This window comes from Pseudomonas sp. MWU13-2517, from assembly GCF_023242545.1.
In the GTDB taxonomy this organism is placed as follows: Bacteria; Pseudomonadota; Gammaproteobacteria; order Pseudomonadales; family Pseudomonadaceae; genus Aquipseudomonas.
On record NZ_JALMFA010000003.1, the window covers coordinates 107,536 to 123,003 of the forward strand.

Below are 15,468 nucleotides of genomic sequence, written 5' to 3' on the forward strand. Positions count from 1 at the left end.
TCTAAAGCTGCAATGCAGTACAGATGTGGGAGAGGGGCCTGCTCCCTCCCACTTTTGATTTGTGTCGCCTACAAACGCTTATATATCCCCAGGCACCCTTGCCTTCTCCCGCGCCGCTTCCCGGCTGATCACTCCTTGCGTGACCAACGCCTTCAAGCTCATGTCCAACGTCTTCATCCCCAGCGCCCCACCGGTCTGAATCGCCGAAACCATCTGCGCGCCCTTGTCCTCGCGGATCAGGTTACGAATGGCCGGCGTGCCCAGCATGATCTCGTGGGCAGCCACCCGCCCACCGCCGGCCTTCTTGACCAGCACCTGGGACACCACCGCCTGCAAAGACTCCGACAGCATTGAGCGCACCATGGCCTTTTCCCCTGCCGGGAACACGTCCACCAGCCTGTCCACGGTCTTCGCGGCCGAGGCTGTGTGCAGCGTGCCAAACACCAAGTGCCCGGTCTCAGCCGCCGTCAGCGCGAGGCGGATGGTTTCCAGGTCGCGCAATTCCCCCACCAGAATCACATCCGGGTCTTCGCGCAACGCCGAACGCAGGGCCACCGAGAAGCTGTGGGTATCGCGGTGCACCTGCCGCTGGTTGATCAATGCCGATTTGGGCGTATGGATAAACTCGATGGGGTCTTCAAGGGTGAGGATGTGCTGGCGCCGATGCTGGTTGAGGTGGTCGATCATCGCCGCCAGCGTCGTGGACTTGCCGGACCCGGTCGGCCCGGTCACCAGTACCAGGCCGCGAGGTAATTGGGCGATACGCTGGAACACTTCGCCGAGGCCCAGGCTTTGCAGGCTGCGCACTTCAGGAATGGTGCGAAACACCGCGCCCATGCCGCGATCCTGCCGGAACACATTTGCCCTGAAACGCGCCACGCCGGGCAATTCAAAGGCAAAATCCGTTTCAAGAGATGTTTCGAAATCCTTTTGTTGGTGCTGATTGAGCAAAGGGCTCAATAAGTCCACCACTTGCGGTGGCGAAAGCACCGATTCATCCAGGGGCCAGACTTCGCCGTCGATCCGCAGCATCGGTGCCAGGCCGGCGGACAAATGCAGGTCGGAGGCGCCACGGCGCACACTGGCCGTGAGTAATTGCGTGATATCCATAGGGCTTTCCATTTCCAGTAGAATGCCGCGGACTCCATATCCACGGGTGCAGCTTGAATGTCGACGATAGCAGACAACATTGGCCTGGTTAGCGCGCGGATCCGTGCCGCGGCCCACGCCGTGCAACGTGATGAAAACAGCATCCATCTGCTGGCCGTGAGCAAGACCAAACCCGCGCAAGCCGTGCGCGAAGCCTTTGCCGCCGGAATGCGCGACTTTGGCGAGAACTACTTGCAGGAAGCCTTGGGCAAACAGGCCGAATTAACCGACCTGCCCTTGAGTTGGCACTTCATCGGCCCCATTCAATCGAACAAGACTCGCGCGATCGCCGAGAACTTCGCTTGGGTGCATTCCGTGGACCGCTTGAAAATCGCACAACGCCTGTCCGAACAACGCCCTGCCGACCTGCCGCCGCTGAACATCTGCATCCAGGTCAACGTCAGTGGCGAAGCCAGCAAGTCCGGCTGCACATCCGCCGACCTGCCGGCCCTGGCCCAGGCCATCAGCGTGCTGCCGCGCCTGAAGTTGCGAGGTTTGATGGCGATCCCCGAGCCGACTGAAGATCGCGCGGCGCAAGATGCGGCGTTCGCGACGGTAAGAGACCTGCAAGCCAGCTTGAACCTGCCGCTCGACACACTTTCCATGGGCATGAGCCACGACCTTGAGTCGGCCATCGCCCAGGGCGCCACCTGGGTGCGGATCGGTACCGCCCTGTTTGGCGCTCGCGACTATGGCCAGCCGTGAAATGGCTGACTTTTCTCTGAATAAGGACCTGTCATGAGCAACACGCGTATAGCCTTTATCGGCGCCGGCAACATGGCGGCCAGCCTGATCGGCGGCCTGCGGGCCAAGGGCCTGCAAGCCCAGCAGATCCGCGCCAGCGACCCGGGTGCCGACACCCGCGCCCGCGTCAGCGCCGAGCACGGTATCGAAACATTCGCCGACAACGCCGAAGCCATCCAGGGCGTCGACGTGATCGTGCTGGCGGTCAAGCCGCAAGCCATGAAGGCGGTGTGCGAAAGCCTGCGCCCGAGCCTGCAACCGCAGCAACTGGTGGTGTCGATCGCAGCCGGCATCACATGCGCCAGCATGAACAACTGGCTGGGTGCCCAGCCGATTGTGCGCTGCATGCCCAACACCCCGGCGCTGCTGCGCCAGGGCGTGAGCGGCCTGTATGCCACATCCGAGGTCAGCGCCGAGCAACGCAACCAGGCCCAGGAGTTGCTGTCCGCCGTGGGCACCGCGCTGTGGCTGGAGCAGGAACAGCAATTGGATGCCGTCACCGCCGTCTCCGGCAGCGGCCCGGCCTATTTCTTCCTGCTGATCGAAGCCATGACCGCCGCCGGCGTCAAACTGGGCCTGCCCCACGAAGTGGCTGAGCAACTGGCCGAGCAAACCGCTCTGGGCGCCGCACATATGGCCGTCGGCAGCGAGGTGGATGCCGCCGAACTGCGCCGCCGTGTAACCTCCCCAGGCGGCACCACACAGGCCGCCATCGAATCGTTCCAGGCCGGAGGCTTTGAGGCCCTGGTGGAAAAAGCACTGGGTGCCGCGGCACACCGTTCGGCTGAAATGGCCGAACAGCTGGGCAAATAGTCGTCCCCTACATAGGAAACAAACATGCTCGGAATCAATGACGCTGCCATTTTCATCATCCAGACCCTGGGCAGCCTGTACCTGCTGATCGTGCTGATGCGTTTTATCCTGCAACTGGTGCGGGCAAACTTCTACAACCCGCTGTGCCAGTTCGTGGTGAAAGCCACCCAACCGCTGCTCAAGCCACTGCGACGGGTGATCCCGAGCATGTTCGGCCTGGACATGTCCTCGCTGGTGCTGGCGCTGCTGCTGCAGATCCTGCTGTTCGCAGTGATCCTGCTGCTCAACGGCTACCAGGCCAACACGGTGCTGTTATTGCCGTGGGGCCTGATCGGCATCTTCTCGCTGTTTTTGAAGATCCTCTTCTGGTCGATGATCATCAGCGTGATCCTGTCGTGGGTCGCACCCGGCAGCCGCAGCCCGGGCGCCGAGTTGGTGTACCAGATCACCGAGCCGGTGCTGGCGCCGTTCCGTCGCTTGATCCCTAACCTGGGCGGCCTGGATATCTCGCCGATCTTCGCGTTTATCGCGATTCAGCTGCTGCAAAGCTGGGTGATTCCGCGTCTGGCCTACTATGCGTTCATGCCAAAAGAGCTGTTCGGCCTGATCTGACGCGGTTCAAGTGCAGGAGGGGCGGTGCGCCGATTCGACTTGCCCCCCTCCCACACTTGTATCTGTGTAATGGCGCAGGCCTTTGCTTGCCGCTGGGTGCAGCGGTCTTTAGACTTACGCCTCATTTAAACGAGAGCAGGGTCGATGCCAACTGCCTTTCCCCCCGATTCTGTTGGACTGGTCGTGCCCCAAGTGGCGCACTTCAGCGAACCCCTGGCCCTGGCCTGTGGACGCTCGCTGCCCGCCTACGATCTGATCTATGAAACCTACGGCCAACTGAACGCCACGGCGAGCAATGCCGTGCTGATCTGTCACGCGCTGTCCGGCCATCACCACGCGGCCGGCTTCCACGCCGCAGATGATCGCAAGCCCGGTTGGTGGGACAGTTGCATCGGCCCCGGCAAACCCATCGACACCAACAAGTTTTATGTGGTCAGCCTGAACAACCTCGGCGGCTGCAACGGTTCTACCGGCCCGAGCAGTATCAACCCGGAAACCGCAAAACCGTTCGGTGCCGACTTCCCGGTATTGACCGTGGAAGACTGGGTGCACAGCCAGGCACGCCTTGCTGACCTGCTGGGTATCGACCAATGGGCAGCGGTGATCGGCGGCAGCCTGGGCGGTATGCAGGCGCTGCAATGGACCATTACGTACCCGGATCGCGTGCGCCATTGCCTGGCCATTGCCTCGGCACCGAAACTCTCGGCGCAGAATATTGCCTTCAACGAAGTGGCGCGCCAGGCCATCCTCACCGACCCCGAGTTCCACGGCGGTTCATTCCAGGAAGCCGGCGTGATCCCCAAGCGCGGCCTGATGCTCGCGCGGATGGTGGGGCATATCACCTACCTGTCCGATGACTCCATGGGCGAGAAATTCGGCCGCGGCCTCAAGAGCGAGAAGCTCAATTACGACTTCCACAGCGTCGAGTTCCAGGTGGAAAGCTACCTGCGTTATCAGGGCGAGGAGTTCTCGGGACGTTTCGACGCCAACACCTACTTGCTGATGACCAAGGCTCTGGACTACTTCGACCCGGCAGCGAATCACGACGACGACCTGGCGAAAACCTTCGAAGTCGCCACGGCCAAGTTCTGTGTGATGTCATTCACCACCGACTGGCGCTTCTCGCCGGCCCGTTCCCGTGAGCTGGTGGACGCGCTGATGGCTGCACGCAAAGACGTCTGCTACCTGGAGATCGACGCTCCGCAGGGCCACGATGCCTTCCTGATCCCGATCCCGCGTTACTTGCAGGCGTTCGGCAACTACATGAACCGCATTACTGTATGAGAACGCCATGAGAGCCGACCTGGAAATCATCCAAGACTGGATACCCGCCGGCAGCCGCGTGCTCGACCTGGGCTGCGGCGATGGCGAACTGCTGAGCTGGCTGCGCGACAACAAGCAAGTCACCGGCTATGGCCTGGAAAACGACGCCGACAACATCGCCCAGTGCGTGGCCAAGGGCATCAACGTGATCGAGCAGGACCTGGACAAGGGACTGGGCAACTTTGCCAGTAACAGCTTCGATATCGTGGTGATGACCCAGGCGCTGCAGGCGGTGCACTACCCGGACCGCATCCTCGACGAAATGCTGCGCGTCGGCCGTCAGTGCATCATCACCTTTCCCAACTTCGGGCACTGGCGCTGTCGTTGGTACCTGGCCACCAAGGGCCGCATGCCGGTCTCGGACTTCCTGCCGTACACGTGGTACAACACGCCCAACATCCACTTCTGCACCTTCGAAGACTTCGAAGCCTTGTGCGGCGAGCGCAAGGCCAAGGTGATCAACCGCCTTGCCGTCGATCAACAGCACCGCCACGGCTGGGCGAGTAAGCTATGGCCCAACCTGTTGGGCGAAATCGGTATTTATCGAGTCAGCAGTCCCGGCCTGACGGATCACCAGATTGCCGTCTAACCATTTGCAAGGAGGACGTTCATGAGACGCTTGGCTGTTTTTCTACTCACTGCGTGCCTGGGCGCCGGCGCCATGGCGGCGGATGCCATTGACGCGAATCGCAAGAAAGACTTCGGCGATATCACCGTTCACTACAACACGTTCACCTCCAGCTTCCTGCAACCGGAGACCGCCCAGAAAGTCGGCGTGGTGCGCAGCAAGGATAAGGGTTTGATCAACGTGACCGTGATCAAGGGGGTCACCCCGGTGGCGGCGCAAGTAACCGGAACCATCAAGGATCTGAGCGGCAAGAGCGAGATCCTGACGTTCAAGCAGATCAACGAGAAAGGCGGCATTAACTACCTTGCGCCCTATTCGGTGACGCAACGTGAATACAAGACGTTTACCATCAACGTTGAAACCGGCGGCAAAGCCCATGGTTTCCAATTCAACCAGGAACTGTTTCCGGCCGAATGATGAAGCTCAACCAACTCGTACTGGCCAGCCATAACGCCGGCAAACTCAAAGAACTGCAGGCCATGCTCGGTGAAGCCGTACAGCTGCGCTCGATCGGCGAATTCAGCCAGGTCGAGCCGGAAGAAACCGGCTTGTCGTTCGTCGAAAACGCCATCCTCAAGGCGCGCAATGCCGCACGCATCTCCGGGCTGCCGGCGCTGGCGGATGACTCGGGCCTGGCGGTGGATTTCCTTGGCGGTGCCCCTGGCATCTACTCGGCACGCTATGCCGACGGCAAGGGCGACGCGGCCAACAACGCCAAGCTGCTGGACGCACTCAAGGATGTGCCGGACGCGATGCGTGGCGCGCAGTTTGTGTGCGTACTGGCCCTGGTACGGCACGCCGACGATCCGCTGCCGATCCTCTGCGAAGGTTTGTGGCATGGGCGTATCCTGCATGCGGCCAGCGGTGAACATGGGTTTGGCTATGACCCGTTGTTCTGGGTACCGGAGCGCAATGTCTCCAGCGCCGAACTGAGCCCGGCCGACAAGAACCAGATCAGCCACCGCGCCCGCGCAATGGATTTGCTGCGCCATCGCCTGGGCCTGAAATGACTCAAAACACCTCTGCGCAGCCGCTGATTCACGGCGGCGCGCAAACACCACGGGCGGCCCTGCCCCACTTGCCGCCCCTGGCGCTGTATATCCACATCCCGTGGTGCGTGCGCAAATGCCCTTATTGTGACTTCAACTCCCACGCCGCCAGCCCGGTGCTGCCGGAAGAGGAGTATGTGGATGCCTTGCTGGCCGACCTCGACCAGGACCTGCATGCGGTGTACGGCCGCGAGCTGAGTTCGATCTTCTTTGGCGGCGGCACGCCCAGCCTGTTCAGCGCCGCCGCGCTGGGGCGTTTGCTTGAGGGCGTGCAAGCACGCATTCCGTTTGCCGGTGACATAGAGATCACCCTGGAAGCCAACCCCGGCACCTTCGAGCAAGAGAAGTTCGTGGCGTATCGCAAGCTGGGGATCAACCGGCTGTCCATTGGCATCCAGAGCTTCCAGCAAGAAAAACTTGAAGCCCTGGGCCGTATCCACAATGGTGATGAAGCCGTACGCGCTGCCGCCATGGCGCGTCAGGCCGGGTTCGATAACTTCAACCTGGACTTGATGCACGGTTTGCCCGACCAGTCCCTGGACGACGCCCTGAGCGACCTGCGCCAGGCCATCGCGCTCAAGCCCACGCACCTGTCCTGGTACCAACTGACCCTGGAACCCAACACCGTATTCTGGAACCAGCCGCCTGCGCTGCCGGAAGACGACACCTTGTGGGACATCCAGGAAGCCGGCCAGGCGCTGCTCGCCGAACACGGTTACAAGCAATACGAAGTGTCAGCCTATGCCCAGGCCGGGCGCCCGGCACGGCATAACCTCAATTACTGGAGCTTCGGCGACTTTATCGGCATCGGCGCAGGCGCCCACGGCAAGCTCAGCCACCCGGACGGGCGCATCGTGCGCACCTGGAAGACGCGAGCGCCGAAGGATTACCTCAACCCATCCAAAAGCTTCCAGGCTGGGGCGAAAGAGCTGACGAACGAGGAACTGCCGTTCGAATTCCTGATGAACGCATTGCGCCTTACCGAAGGTGTTGAAGCCAGACTCTATGCCGAACGCACCGGCCTTGACCTGGCAAGCCTGGACGAAGGCCGCCGCGAGGCAGAACAAAGTGGCTTAATGCAGGTCGAACCGTCACGCCTCGCTGCGACCGACCGCGGGCAACTCTTTCTCAATGACCTGCTGCAGAAGTTTCTGAGCTGACGCTCTAAGGAAATCGAATGGATTTGGTACTCGACCTGCTCGCCACCGTGTCCCGCTGGAGCCGTAGCAACCTGTCGGAAATCTCCCTGGCACTGGTTGGCTGTTTGCTGGTGCTGTTCGGCGCCGACATCAAGGGCTGGATCGAAGCGCGCCTGGGCAGCATTGCTGGCGCCTTGCGCGTACCGTTGATGGCGCTGGTGTGCATGATCGGCAGCGGTGCCGCATTGATCTATGCCACGCCGTGGATTGTGCGGGGACTGAGCCAGTTCAATAACTACAGCCTGGCGCCGGTGCTGGTGGTAGTGCTGGTACTGATCGGCGTAGTAGCCGACCGCCGCTGACCCCACCCGACACCAGACTCACTGTAGGAGCGAGCTTGCTCGCGAAGAGCGCCAACGATAACGCAGCGCTATCAGGTAGCCCGCGTCGCCTGTGGCGTTTTCGCGAGCAAGCTCGCTCCTACAGTGGGTTGGATGTTGAGCTTTCCAGCTGATCAAGCCAGCTTTTCGAACTTCAAATCCCACACCCCATGCCCTAACCGCTCGCCACGGCGTTCGAACTTGGTGATCGGGCGCTCGGCCGGGCGTGGCACGCATTTGCCGTCTTCTGCCAGGTTGCGGTAGCCGGGCGCAACGTTCATCACTTCCAGCATATATTCCGCGTAGGGTTCCCAGTCGGTAGCCATGTGCAGGATGCCGCCCACTTTCAGCTTGCTGCGCACCAGTTCCGCGAAGGACGCCTGGACGATGCGACGCTTGTGGTGACGGGCCTTGTGCCACGGGTCAGGGAAGAACAGCATCAGGCGGTCGAGGCTGTTGTCGGCGATGCAGCGGTTGAGCACTTCAATCGCATCGCAATCGTAGACCCGCAGGTTGGTCAGGCCCTGGGTCAATACGCCGTTGAGCAGCGCGCCGACGCCGGGGCGGTGAACTTCCACGCCGATAAAGTCCTGGTCCGGCGCAGCAGCGGCCATCTCCAGCAGGGAGTGGCCCATACCAAAGCCGATTTCCAGGGAACGCGGGGCCGAACGGCCGAACACCTGGTCGTAGTCCACCGGCGCGTCAGCCAGCGGCAATACGAACAGCGGCGCGCCCTGCTCCAGGCCCTTCTGCTGGCCTTCGGTCATGCGACCGGCGCGCATCACGAAACTCTTGATACGGCGGTGCTTGGACTCGTCACCATTTTCCACGGTGTTTGGCGTTTCGTTTGATTCAGTCATCAATGGCTCTTACTTGATCAGACCATGCAGCGGCGAGGAGGCGCTGGCGTAGAGTTTTTTCGGCATGCGACCGGCGAGGTACGCGAGGCGGCCTGCGACGATGGCGTGGTTCATGGCTTCGGCCATCATGATCGGTTGCTGGGCATGGGCGATGGCCGAGTTCATCAGCACCGCGTCACAGCCCAGTTCCATGGCGATGGTGGCGTCGGAGGCAGTGCCCACGCCCGCGTCCACCAGCACCGGGATTTTGGCTTCTTCAAGGATGATCTGCAGGTTGTAAGGATTGCAGATACCCAGGCCGGAACCGATCAGGCCGGCCAGCGGCATCACGGCAATGCAGCCGATCTCCGCCAGCTGGCGCGCGATGATCGGGTCGTCGCTGGTGTAGACCATCACGTCGAAACCTTCCTTGACCAGGGTTTCAGCGGCCTTGAGGGTTTCGATCACGTTGGGGAACAGGGTTTTCTGGTCGGCCAGCACTTCCAGCTTCACCAGGTTATGGCCGTCGAGCAGCTCACGGGCCAGGCGGCAAGTGCGCACGGCTTCGATAGCGTCGTAGCAACCGGCGGTGTTCGGCAAAAACGTGTAGCGATCCGGCGACAGCACGTCGAGCAGGTTCGGCTCGCCCTCGATCTGGCCCAGGTTGGTGCGGCGCACGGCAAACGTGACGATCTCGGCACCTGAGGCTTCGATGGCCAGACGGGTTTCTTCCATGTCGCGGTACTTGCCGGTGCCGACCAGCAGACGGGACTGGTAGGTACGACCGGCCAGGACGAAGGGCTTGTCGCTACGAACGATGCTCATGGGAAATCCTCGAAATGGGGTGAGGTTCTGCAGAATGCGGGTTGGCGCGATTAAGCGCCGAACGGCTAGCCGCCGCCGATGGCGTGGACCACTTCGACCTGGTCACCTTCGGTGAGCGCAGTTTCGGCGTGCTGGCTACGCGGGACGATATCCAGGTTGAGTTCCACTGCGACGCGACGCCCGGTCAGGTCCAGGCGGGTCAGCAGGGCCGCGACGGTTTCACCGTCGGGCAGTTCAAAGGATTCGCCGTTCAACAGAATGCGCATGCCACGGGCCGTCATCGTTTTTAGGGGCCAGCATTCTAGCGCGATTGACACCTGCAGGTCAGCTCCAAGCGTCAAGCGGTCAGTTGCAAGCGCCACGCGGCCAAGCCAAGGAAGAACCAACCGAGCAGAAACGCCAACCCGCCAAACGGCGTGATGATCCCCAGCTTACTGATCCCGGTCAGGGTCAACACATACAAGCTGCCGGAGAACAGCAGGATACCGACGCTGAAAGAGATACCCGCCCAGCTGACCAATCGACCCGGGATATGCGCTGCCAGCAACGCCACGCCGAACAGCGCCAGGGCATGCACCAACTGATACGTCACGCCGGTATGGAAGATCGCCAGGTACTCGGCGCTCAGGCGGTTTTTCAGGCCATGGGCCGCGAAAGCCCCCAGGGCAACACCGGTGAAGCCGAAAAAGGCAGCCAGCATCAGAAAGCTACGCAGCATGAGGAACTCCAGTCAGACTCAAAGGGCCGGGTCTGTATAATGGCCCGCTCAACGGGTTCGGCCAAGCCATCTCTATGCTGCGTCTCTTCTTCAAAAGTTTTCTAAAAGTCGTGAAATGGTTTGCCATCGGCAGTGTGTTGCTGGTGCTGCTGTTGCGCGTCGTGCCGCCACCGTTCACGGCGCTGATGGTGGAGCGCAAGGTCGAGTCCTGGGTTGACGGCGAGCCGATTGACCTGCAGCGCACCTGGGTGCCGTGGGATGAGATTTCCAATGATCTGAAAGTGGCCGTGATGGCCGGTGAAGACCAGCGTTTCCCACAGCACTGGGGCTTTGATTTCGGCGCGATCCAGGCGGCCATTCTGCATAACGAGCGCGGCGGTTCGATTCGCGGCGCCAGTACGTTGAGCCAGCAAGTCTCCAAGAACCTGTTCCTGTGGGCCGGTCGCAGTTATTTCCGCAAGGGCCTGGAAGCCTGGTTTACCGGGCTGATCGAGCTGTTATGGCCCAAGCAGCGGATTCTTGAGGTGTACCTCAACAGCGTGGAATGGGATGAAGGCGTGTTTGGCGCGCAAGCGGCGGCACAGCATCACTTCGGAGTGAGCGCCAAGGCGCTTTCTCGCCAGCAAGCCAGTTATCTGGCAGCGGTATTGCCGAACCCCAGGGTGTGGAGCGCCAGCCATCCGACGGCATATGTGGCACGGCGGGCGGCCTGGATTCGGCAGCAGATGAGCCAGTTGGGTGGAGAGGGTTATCTGGCCGAGCTGAACAACTCCAGAAAGGCACCCTGGACCGACTGACACAACACAGAAACAAATGTCGGAGAAGGCTTGCTCTCGATAGCGGTGAAACCAGTATTCCGACACAAAAAAATGCCCCGGCCTTTCGACCGGGGCATTTTTCGTCATATCGCAGTTTTAGGCAGCGATCGACAACTTCAGCTTGTTCATCGCGCTCTTCTCAAGCTGGCGAATCCGCTCGGCTGACACGTTGTACTTCTGCGCCAGGTCGTGCAGCGTGGCTTTTTCTTCCGCCAACCAACGCTGGTAGAGGATGTCACGGCTGCGGTCGTCCAGCACTTCCAGTGCTTCATGCAGGTTGTGGTTGGAGTTGTCGCTCCAGTCGGCGTCTTCCAGTTGACGTGCCGGATCGTACCGGTGGTCTTCCAGGTAGTTGGCCGGCGATTGGAAGGCGCTGTCGTCGTCCGCTTCGGCGGCCGGGTCGAAAGCCATGTCATGGCCAGTCAGGCGGCTTTCCATCTCGCGCACTTCACGCGGCTCCACGCCGAGGCTTTCGGCCACGCGGTGGACTTCCTCGTTGTTCAGCCATGCCAGGCGTTTTTTCTGGCTGCGCAGGTTGAAGAACAGCTTGCGCTGGGCCTTGGTGGTCGCGACTTTCACGATGCGCCAGTTGCGCAGTATGAACTCGTGGATTTCCGCCTTGATCCAGTGCACGGCAAACGACACCAAGCGCACACCCATTTCAGGGTTGAAGCGCTTTACAGCCTTCATCAGGCCAACGTTGCCCTCTTGGATCAGGTCAGCCTGCGCCAAGCCGTAGCCGCTGTAGCTACGGGCGATATGTACGACAAAACGCAGGTGGGCGAGCACCATCTGCCGAGCCGCCTCCAAATCCTGCTCATAGTAGAGACTCTCGGCCAGTTCACGCTCCTGCTCGGGCGACAGCAATGGGATGCTGTTCACCGTGTGCACATAGGCCTCCAGGTTCGCACCCGGGACCAAGGCATAAGCAGGTTGCAAAGAAGTGGTCATACGAAAAAACCTCCGACTCACATAACTCGTGCAGTTAAGCACTGCGAAAATTGACCGGGAACCGTAGGACAAGTTCCCTAAACCACCAATACGGTCAATACAAACGAAACCACATTAATCTGACATTAACTACTTCGGTGCCAGCTCGCGTAAATGACGAGCGACCGCAATCCACGCACCGATATACCCCAACAAGACAGCGCCAAGCAAGAGGCTCAGACCATCGGCTACCGGTACGCCGGCCAGCGCGAAATCGCTGCCGTACAAGCCGGCAAGCCCGACTACCGCGTCGTTCAGCCAGTCAAGGCCAAACGCCAGCACCCCCCAGGACAAAATCCCGGCACCAAAGCCATAAAGCGCGCCCATGTACAGAAACGGACGACGCACATAGCTGTCTGTGCCGCCGACCAGTTTAATCACTTCTATCTCGGTGCGACGGTTTTCAATATGAAGCCGAATGGTATTGCCTATCACCAAAAGTAATGCAGACACCAACAGCACCGTCAGGCCGAACACAAAGCGGTCACCCAGCTTGAGGATCGCCGCCAGACGCTCCACCCAGACTAGATCAAGTTGCGCCTGTTGCACCTTGGGCATCTCTGCGAGTTTTTGTCGCAGGGCTTCAAGGGCCGGCTTGTCGACTTCGTTAGGTGTCACCAGCACCACACCCGGCAGCGGGTTCTGTGGCAACTCTTTGAGCGCCTCGCCCAGGCCGGACTGTTGCTGGAACTCCTCAAGGGCCTGGTCACGGCTGATGTATTCAGCATCGGCTACGCCCGGCATCTGCTTGATGTCATCGCGCAGGCCCTCGCCATCTTTGGTACTGGCGTCAATGTTCAGGTACAGGGAAATCTGCGCGGCACGCTGCCAGGAACCTCCCAGGCGCTCCACATTATTAAGCAGCAGCGACAATCCCATCGGCAGGCTCAATGCCACAGCCATTACCAGGCAGGTGAAGAAGCTGCCAATCGGCTGCTTGCCCAGCCGGCGCAGGCTGTCGAGCAAGCTGGCGCGATGGCTTTCGATCCAGGCGCGCAGCAAGGTGCCGAAGTCCGGCCCCTCGTCCTCGTCGCGCTTTTTCTTCTTCTGCGGTTGCGGGTCAGCCGCTTTCGGCGCCACGCGTTCGGAGACCTTGGGGCTACGTGTTGCACTCATACGCCGGCCTCCCCGTCACCGATCAGGCGGCCACGCTGCAGGGTCAACATGCGGTGGCGCATGCGGGCGATCAGCGCCAGGTCGTGGCTGGCAATCAACACGCTGGTACCCAGGCGATTGATGTCTTCGAACACCCCCATGATCTCGGCCGCAAGGCGCGGGTCGAGGTTACCGGTGGGTTCGTCCGCCAACAGCAAGGCCGGACGGTGGACGATGGCGCGGGCAATACCGACGCGCTGTTGCTGGCCGGTGGACAGGTCGCCCGGATAGAGGTCGGTCTTGTCCGACAGCGCTACGCGCTCCAGGGCCGAATCCACGCGCTTGATGATCTCGGCCTTGGACAGCCCGAGAATCTGCAACGGCAGCGCGACGTTATTGAACACCGTGCGATCAAACAACAACTGGTGATTCTGGAACACTACGCCGATCTGGCGGCGCAGAAACGGAATCTGCGCATTGCTGATGGTCGCCAGGTCCTGACCGGCCAGCAGCAGTTTGCCGGTGGTGGGGCGTTCCATGGCCAATAGCAGACGCAGCAAGGTACTTTTGCCGGCGCCCGAATGGCCGGTAACAAACAAAAATTCGCCGCGACGCACTCGAAAGCTCAGCTCATGCAAGCCCACATGCCCGTTGGCATAGCGTTTACCGACCTGTTCGAATCGAATCATGAACGCTCCCGTTCGGCAAACAGTGCCTGTACAAAGGGTTCGGCTTCAAAGGTGCGCAGGTCGTCGATGCCCTCACCGACGCCGATGTAACGAATCGGCAACCCGAACTGTTTGGCCAAGGCGAAGATCACGCCGCCTTTGGCCGTGCCATCGAGCTTAGTCAACGCCAGGCCGGTCAATTGCACCGTCTGGTTGAATTGCTTGGCCTGGCTGATAGCGTTTTGGCCAGTACCGGCGTCGAGCACCAGCAATACTTCGTGGGGCGCATCTGCGTCGAGCTTGCCGATCACGCGGCGCACTTTCTTCAGCTCTTCCATCAGATTGTCTTTGGTGTGCAGGCGACCGGCGGTATCGGCGATCAATACATCGATGTTGCGCGCCTTGGCGGCCTGTACAGCGTCGAAGATCACCGAAGCGGAGTCGGCCCCGGTGTGCTGGGCGATCACCGGGATCTTGTTGCGCTCGCCCCACACCTGCAGCTGTTCAACGGCAGCGGCGCGGAAGGTGTCACCCGCAGCCAGCATGACTTTCTTGCCTTCCGACTGCAGTTTTTTGGCCAGCTTGCCGATGGTGGTGGTCTTGCCGGCGCCGTTGACACCCACGACCAGGATCACGAATGGCTTGTTCGGCGTGATCACCAGCGGGGCTTCCACGGGTTTGAGCATCGCGGCCAGCTCGGCCTGCAGGGATTTGTAGAGTGCGTCGGCGTCGGTCAATTGCTTGCGCGCGACCTTCTGGGTCAGGCTCTGGATGATCACCGCGGTGGCTTCAACGCCCACGTCGGCGGTGAGCAGACGCGTTTCGATGTCTTCCAGCAGTTCGTCATCGATGACCTTCTTGCCCAGGAACAGGCTGGCCATGCCTTCGCCGATGCTCGCACTGGTCTTGCTCAGGCCCTGTTTAAGGCGAGCGAAGAAGCCGGTTTTGCCGGCCTCGGCAACAGCGGCGGCGACAGGTTCCGGCTCGATCACAACCGCAGGCACCGACTCTACGACCGACGGCGCTTCGACCACCACCGCCACGGGCTCAATGACGGCGGGAATCGGTGGCGCGATATGTTCGGCCTGCACATCTTCAACCAGTGCCACGGGCTCTTCGGCCACCGGTAGCTGCGGCCACGGCGTATGGGCTGGAGCCTGTGCCTGTGCCGGGACCGGGGTCGGCTCAGGTTCAGGTTCAGGTTCAGGTTCAGGTTCAGGTTCAGCCTCGACCACCGGCTGCAACACCGGTTCAACCATCGGCAACACCACCGGCGCCGGCGTTTCGGCAACCGGCTCGGCGTCTACCAGGGGCTCAGGAATCGGCTCAGGTTGAACCTGCGGCTGTTCGACGACGGGTTCCTGCGGCTTTTTGCGCAGCCATCCGAACAGGCCTTTTTTCTCGCCAGCCGCAGCTGGGCTCTTCTTGTCGTCGTTGGAACCAAACATGGAGGACGGCTATCTCAAAGTAGCGATGCGCCAAGGCGCCTCGGTAAATAAATTCGATGCAGAACAGACTGCTTTAAGGCCCGCTTGTTCATGCGCAACATTTTCAAGGGCATAAATAAAGGCCCTGACAAATCGTTTCAATATAGGACTGAAGCGATAACATCGGCGAAAAAGGGAAGATCGTCGGGGAAACCTACGTTCTATTCCAAAATTCCGACGACTGAACCCGG

19 protein-coding genes are annotated in these 15,468 nt (G+C 60.8%); 10 read left to right on the plus strand and 9 right to left on the minus strand.

Features of this window, described 5'->3' with window-relative positions:
- Positions 1-78: 78 nt before the first annotated feature.
- Positions 79-1,110 carry a type IV pilus twitching motility protein PilT gene (locus M5B97_RS05510; protein WP_248730952.1) on the minus strand — a complete coding sequence of 344 codons (1,032 nt, stop codon included), beginning with the start codon at positions 1,108-1,110 and terminating at the stop codon, positions 79-81.
- 57 nt (positions 1,111-1,167) lie between these two features.
- On the opposite strand from M5B97_RS05510, the gene M5B97_RS05515 reads away from it, so the two are divergent.
- The 9 genes from M5B97_RS05515 to M5B97_RS05555 all read left to right on the plus strand — a co-directional run bounded on the left by M5B97_RS05515 (position 1,168) and on the right by M5B97_RS05555 (position 7,819).
- A complete protein-coding gene (locus M5B97_RS05515) occupies positions 1,168-1,854 on the plus strand; it encodes a YggS family pyridoxal phosphate-dependent enzyme (RefSeq protein WP_248730953.1) in 687 nt (228 codons plus the stop codon).
- 33 nt (positions 1,855-1,887) lie between these two features.
- Positions 1,888-2,706, plus strand: coding sequence for a pyrroline-5-carboxylate reductase (gene proC / locus M5B97_RS05520; RefSeq protein WP_248730954.1), 819 nt, complete (start codon positions 1,888-1,890; stop codon positions 2,704-2,706).
- 24 nt (positions 2,707-2,730) lie between these two features.
- Positions 2,731-3,318 (plus strand): YggT family protein, encoded by a 588-nt coding sequence (locus tag M5B97_RS05525; RefSeq protein WP_060753465.1) that lies wholly within the window; start codon positions 2,731-2,733, stop codon positions 3,316-3,318.
- A 144-nt stretch (positions 3,319-3,462) separates the two neighbouring features.
- A complete protein-coding gene (locus M5B97_RS05530; protein WP_123717168.1) occupies positions 3,463-4,602 on the plus strand; it encodes a homoserine O-acetyltransferase in 1,140 nt (379 codons plus the stop codon).
- A gap of 7 nt (positions 4,603-4,609) precedes the next feature.
- The gene (gene metW / locus M5B97_RS05535) at positions 4,610-5,230 is read left to right on the plus strand and encodes a methionine biosynthesis protein MetW (protein WP_123717167.1); all 621 of its coding nucleotides are present in this window, start codon (positions 4,610-4,612) and stop codon (positions 5,228-5,230) included.
- Positions 5,231-5,251: 21 nt separating this feature from the next.
- A complete protein-coding gene (locus tag M5B97_RS05540; RefSeq protein ID WP_134659192.1) occupies positions 5,252-5,686 on the plus strand; it encodes a DUF4426 domain-containing protein in 435 nt (144 codons plus the stop codon).
- The gene (gene rdgB / locus M5B97_RS05545; protein WP_134659194.1) at positions 5,683-6,279 is read left to right on the plus strand and encodes an RdgB/HAM1 family non-canonical purine NTP pyrophosphatase; all 597 of its coding nucleotides are present in this window, start codon (positions 5,683-5,685) and stop codon (positions 6,277-6,279) included. Before M5B97_RS05540 ends, rdgB begins: the two co-directional genes overlap by 4 nt.
- Entirely contained in the window at positions 6,276-7,478 is a 1,203-nt protein-coding gene (gene hemW / locus M5B97_RS05550) for a radical SAM family heme chaperone HemW (protein WP_134659196.1), read from the plus strand. Before rdgB ends, hemW begins: the two co-directional genes overlap by 4 nt.
- Before the next feature lie 17 nt (positions 7,479-7,495).
- A complete protein-coding gene (locus tag M5B97_RS05555; RefSeq protein WP_122716594.1) occupies positions 7,496-7,819 on the plus strand; it encodes a DUF3392 domain-containing protein in 324 nt (107 codons plus the stop codon).
- 152 nt (positions 7,820-7,971) lie between these two features.
- On the opposite strand, the gene trmB is transcribed toward M5B97_RS05555, so the two are convergent.
- From trmB to M5B97_RS05575, 4 genes are all read right to left on the minus strand, one after another.
- On the minus strand, positions 7,972-8,697 hold the full coding sequence (trmB, locus tag M5B97_RS05560; RefSeq protein ID WP_123717164.1) for a tRNA (guanosine(46)-N7)-methyltransferase TrmB: 726 nt from the start codon (positions 8,695-8,697) through the stop codon (positions 7,972-7,974).
- A gap of 9 nt (positions 8,698-8,706) precedes the next feature.
- Positions 8,707-9,501 carry a thiazole synthase gene (locus tag M5B97_RS05565; protein WP_248730955.1) on the minus strand — a complete coding sequence of 265 codons (795 nt, stop codon included), beginning with the start codon at positions 9,499-9,501 and terminating at the stop codon, positions 8,707-8,709.
- 65 nt (positions 9,502-9,566) lie between these two features.
- On the minus strand, positions 9,567-9,767 hold the full coding sequence (thiS, locus tag M5B97_RS05570) for a sulfur carrier protein ThiS (RefSeq protein ID WP_031320180.1): 201 nt from the start codon (positions 9,765-9,767) through the stop codon (positions 9,567-9,569).
- Between the two features lie 71 nt (positions 9,768-9,838).
- Positions 9,839-10,219 (minus strand): DUF423 domain-containing protein, encoded by a 381-nt coding sequence (locus tag M5B97_RS05575; RefSeq protein WP_248730956.1) that lies wholly within the window; start codon positions 10,217-10,219, stop codon positions 9,839-9,841.
- Between the two features lie 74 nt (positions 10,220-10,293).
- On the opposite strand from M5B97_RS05575, the gene mtgA reads away from it, so the two are divergent.
- Positions 10,294-11,016 (plus strand): monofunctional biosynthetic peptidoglycan transglycosylase, encoded by a 723-nt coding sequence (gene mtgA, locus M5B97_RS05580; protein WP_248730957.1) that lies wholly within the window; start codon positions 10,294-10,296, stop codon positions 11,014-11,016.
- Between the two features lie 117 nt (positions 11,017-11,133).
- Here the strand turns inward: mtgA and rpoH are convergent, their stop codons facing one another.
- The 4 genes from rpoH to ftsY all read right to left on the minus strand — a co-directional run bounded on the left by rpoH (position 11,134) and on the right by ftsY (position 15,238).
- Complete coding sequence (gene rpoH, locus M5B97_RS05585) at positions 11,134-11,988, minus strand: RNA polymerase sigma factor RpoH (RefSeq protein ID WP_123717160.1); 855 nt, start codon at positions 11,986-11,988, stop codon at positions 11,134-11,136.
- A gap of 129 nt (positions 11,989-12,117) precedes the next feature.
- Positions 12,118-13,143, minus strand: a complete 1,026-nt coding sequence (ftsX, locus tag M5B97_RS05590; RefSeq protein ID WP_248730958.1) for a permease-like cell division protein FtsX — start codon at positions 13,141-13,143, stop codon at positions 12,118-12,120.
- The gene (gene ftsE, locus M5B97_RS05595) at positions 13,140-13,811 is read right to left on the minus strand and encodes a cell division ATP-binding protein FtsE (protein ID WP_003176700.1); all 672 of its coding nucleotides are present in this window, start codon (positions 13,809-13,811) and stop codon (positions 13,140-13,142) included. Before ftsE ends, ftsX begins: the two co-directional genes overlap by 4 nt.
- On the minus strand, positions 13,808-15,238 hold the full coding sequence (gene ftsY / locus M5B97_RS05600; protein ID WP_248730959.1) for a signal recognition particle-docking protein FtsY: 1,431 nt from the start codon (positions 15,236-15,238) through the stop codon (positions 13,808-13,810). The genes ftsE and ftsY overlap by 4 nt, the downstream gene beginning before the upstream one ends.
- Positions 15,239-15,468 lie beyond the last annotated feature (230 nt).